At 56.2% G+C, this 3,263-nt stretch carries 3 protein-coding genes and 3 pseudogenes; 3 read left to right on the top strand and 3 right to left on the bottom strand.

Features of this window, described 5'->3' with window-relative positions; all coding sequences use genetic code 11:
- Both QT222_RS03935 and QT222_RS03930 read left to right on the top strand, forming a co-directional pair.
- Positions 1–138, top strand: a pseudogene (locus QT222_RS03935) (DNA polymerase subunit beta); the annotation flags it as partial.
- Positions 131–609, top strand: a pseudogene (locus QT222_RS03930) (DUF8154 family protein). The pseudogenes QT222_RS03935 and QT222_RS03930, both read left to right, overlap by 8 nt.
- On the opposite strand, the gene QT222_RS03925 reads toward QT222_RS03930, so the two are convergent.
- Both QT222_RS03925 and QT222_RS03920 read right to left on the bottom strand, forming a co-directional pair.
- Positions 583–1,119, bottom strand: coding sequence for an RNA-guided endonuclease InsQ/TnpB family protein (locus QT222_RS03925; RefSeq protein ID WP_491476374.1), 537 nt, complete (start codon positions 1,117–1,119; stop codon positions 583–585). The pseudogene QT222_RS03930 and the gene QT222_RS03925 sit on opposite strands and share 27 nt — an antisense overlap.
- Complete coding sequence (locus tag QT222_RS03920) at positions 1,113–1,844, bottom strand: nuclease/transposase family protein (protein ID WP_491476373.1); 732 nt, start codon at positions 1,842–1,844, stop codon at positions 1,113–1,115. The genes QT222_RS03925 and QT222_RS03920 overlap by 7 nt, the downstream gene beginning before the upstream one ends.
- A gap of 415 nt (positions 1,845–2,259) precedes the next feature.
- Between QT222_RS03920 and QT222_RS03915 the strand changes: the two genes are divergently transcribed.
- Positions 2,260–2,751, top strand: coding sequence for a DUF7995 family protein (locus QT222_RS03915; RefSeq protein ID WP_491476372.1), 492 nt, complete (start codon positions 2,260–2,262; stop codon positions 2,749–2,751).
- Positions 2,752–2,980: 229 nt separating this feature from the next.
- Here the strand turns inward: QT222_RS03915 and QT222_RS03910 are convergent.
- Positions 2,981–3,263: pseudogene (locus tag QT222_RS03910) on the bottom strand (cell division control protein Cdc6); the annotation flags it as partial.

The raw sequence follows: 3,263 nt of genomic DNA, 5'->3' as shown, positions 1-3,263 counted from the left end.
TTTGAACCGTTTGTCGAGTCCGAAGCAAGCGCACGTCGAGCGAGCGAGAAACTCCACGAGATCTTTCGCGACGGTGTCACCGTCTATGGTGACGCGGAGTTCCAACATGTCCGGACGGCGGTGATGACCGATGAGTAGTACTCGAATCGAGACGCTCGTTGATGAAGTGCAAGCCGCATTCGACCATCTACGATTGAATCTGGACTTGAGACGAACGAAGCAGATATCCTTCAGTTGCGGAAGTCATGTCGTCTCCTCGCTGGTGCGACGGTGCTTCTAGAACAGGGCTTCTACACACTCGTGATTGAGGCGTCGTTCGTCGCGATTGAGCGTGTGATTGAATTCAAACTGCTCGAGGGAGGTCTCGAACCTCGTGACCTCCCCGGTACACATCCAGGTGTGTATACAGAAGCGGCGAGACGCGGTATTATCTCGCACCATGTCGCTGAGAATCTCCAGGACCTCTGGCGGAATCACCGCGCCAAAACCTACTATCAGGATGGGCTTGCTTCAAAAAGCCGTGCGGAGAAACTGTTCGAACTCGCACGAGAGACACACGAATACGTAGTCAACTACCCCGCCCTAACGTTCGCTAATGCTCACGTTTGAGGACGGGGCTTGTCCGTGGACTCGCGCTCTAACCGAATCTCGGTGGGCGGTATAATCGCCACTCGCGTTCAGCGTCCCGGACTTCAGGGCCAGTTGACCGTGACCCAACCCAGAGGGACGTTTGCCCTCTGGTAAAGTTACCAATCGCATCCCGATATTTTTCGCCGCGTTGTAATCACCGTCGTACTCCTGTCCACAATCGTTGCACTCGAACCAACCGGTCTTGGAATCCCGGTTCGTGCTGGATTGGTGGCCGCACCGAGAACACGTTTGGCTTGTAAATGCCGGGTTCACCGCGACGAGTTCGATGCCGTATTCTTGGGCTTTGTACTCGATTTGGTCTTGCAGGAGTCGGAACGCCCAGTTGTGCATCTGACGCTTTACTTGTCGATTCTGATTCGACATGCGCTCACGGATGTTGGTGAGGCGTTCGACGGCGATGTATCCGCAGTCGTGTGCGAGGGCTTCTTCGACTACGCCGCGAGAAATCGCGTGGAGTTGGTTCAGCACGAAGCGGTTTTCTCGCCCCGACACCCCTTCGAGTGTCCGTTGGCGGAGCAAGTGCCTTTGTGCTGTAAGGCTCTCCGAACGCGGAAATAGTGATTCTGCCCCCACAACAAGTCGCCGCCATCGAAGAATCGTCCCGTACTGGTGACGGCGACATTCTTCAAGTTCAAGTCCACGCCCAACACACGGTCGCTCTCCACGGATTCCACCTCTTTCCGAACGACGATGTGGAGGTAGAACGCATCCTCGTCTTCGCGGTAGTGGAGCGTTCCCATCCGCTTCTCGTAGTCGTCGTCATCGAAGTAGGATTTCTGGTAGTCTCCGAGAACGTAGTCCACGGCGACCCGACCGTTGACAGTTGAGAGGGTGGCTGACCTGTCTTTGATGGTCAGCGTGCGCTTGTCGTACACCGCTGATGGTTGGGTGTATCGGGGGACGGGGCGACTGTTGCCTTTCTTCCAGTCTGCGACGGTACTCTTGAGCATTTCAACGGCTTTCGAGTAGGCCCGAACGCAGAGGTTGGCTGGGAGGTCGGTTTCGTCTCTGAGGTCGTAGTACACTTTGTCGTGTATTTTGGACTTGTTGAGAACGAAGTACCCTGACTCGTCCCTACCGTTCTGGACGGTGTAGTTGACGGCGTGGTTGAACTGTTCGATGGTCTGATGGAGGTCGTCCCGCCGGTCGTCAGGAACAGCGAGTTTGACGGGAACCGTTCGGTCAACCTCCATTACAACTTCACATACGAAGCAACCATTTATAAAGCATGTGGTTGGAGTGGGATGTGCCGGCTCCTCCCCTCCCTACTCGTTCACTCACTCCGTTCGTTCACTCCTTGAGGAAGGGGCCTCCGCCTTGAACCGAAGGTGAACCAATCCACAAAGAAATACGAGTGCATTTGCTAAGTAGGGGGATACCACCGGTTCAGGAATTCTGCTTTGGATTCTGAGGGACGATTTCATAGACTCACGGGACACCCACCACCGTTTCAGTATCTCTCCGGAGTCATGGATGGGGCCGGGGCCAGAACACTACTCACAGTTGGTTAGTCTCGCTGACTGAGCGCGTATTTTATTGCGCCGGCGATGGGCGCCGGCGCAGGGGGTCGGACAGACTTCGACTCCTGAGTCGGCGAGGTGACGACGAATGCACCAGATAATCTACGCACTCGTGACTGCATCGACAACAGACGACGCCCTCTCACGGGCCGCCGACGTGTTCAACCAACTGGTGGGTGCTGCCCCGCACGCCGAGTCGGTGTTCGACTACTATGTGACGTTTGATGACGACTCGACAACGGTCGCCGGCAGCGCCCGGTGGGGTGACCTCCCGGTTGCAGAACCTGTTGACTCAGAAGACGGCCAGGAACTCCTCGAGCGCGGGTGGCAGGCGACGACACGCGAGTTCAAGCGAAACCTCGAGCGTGTTCGAGAGGGCGTTGACGACCTTGACGCCGCGGCGATTATGCGCGATGAGGACCTCGTCAGACATGCGTGCCACAATCTCGGGGCGTACCGTGGGCCGGCGGTGTACCTCTACGACGAGTTCGCTGACGGGGTTCGGCACCGCGAGCGACTTGAGCAGCTCGTCGGGTCGAACGACCATCTGTGGATCGTTCCCGCTGATGTCCATTACTGACTTTGGAGGCTGTGGCCAATGGCACTCCTGAGAGAACCGCTTTCTGATCGTGGTACCGCTGTTCGAATCGTCGTCGACGACGCGGCTGACAGCTATCGCCATCGCGTCAAGTACACGTCGCTGTCCAGCGGTGTGGTGACTGACGAGTGGGCTGTGTTCGGTGGGAGCGTCGGCTACGGCGCGACGGAGAGTGAGAGTACATTTCGTCTGTCTCACCGCATGCGACGTCTCACTTGGATTCAACCTCTTTGCGGGCGTCGATGATTATCTGTGGGTCGAGGTCAAGCTCATACTCATAGCGGCGGCCACCTCTCTCACCGTCATTCTGTTCAGACCGCTGCAAGAAGCCAAGCATATGGAGGTCAGAGAGGTGATCTTGAATACTCTTTAGCGTCGTAAGAGGTTCTGAACCCCACTCTTTCGTGACTTGCTCGTAGTACGTTTTAATCTCCTTCGAGCGAGCGGGAGTCTTTTTCTTCTGTTCGAGATGTGCAATTGTTTCAAGAATATAC

Source organism: Haloferax sp. s1, from assembly GCF_058382125.1.
The sequence above is the reverse complement of the archived record's forward strand: the minus strand, read 5'-3'. Positions and strand labels throughout refer to the sequence as shown.

Excerpts from the sequence above, each read along its gene's own strand:
- QT222_RS03915 (WP_491476372.1), top strand. The coding sequence starts at position 2,260 with ATGCACCAGATAATCTACGCACTCGTGACTGCATCGACAACAGACGAC.
- QT222_RS03920 (WP_491476373.1), bottom strand. The coding sequence starts at position 1,844 with ATGGAGGTTGACCGAACGGTTCCCGTCAAACTCGCTGTTCCTGACGAC.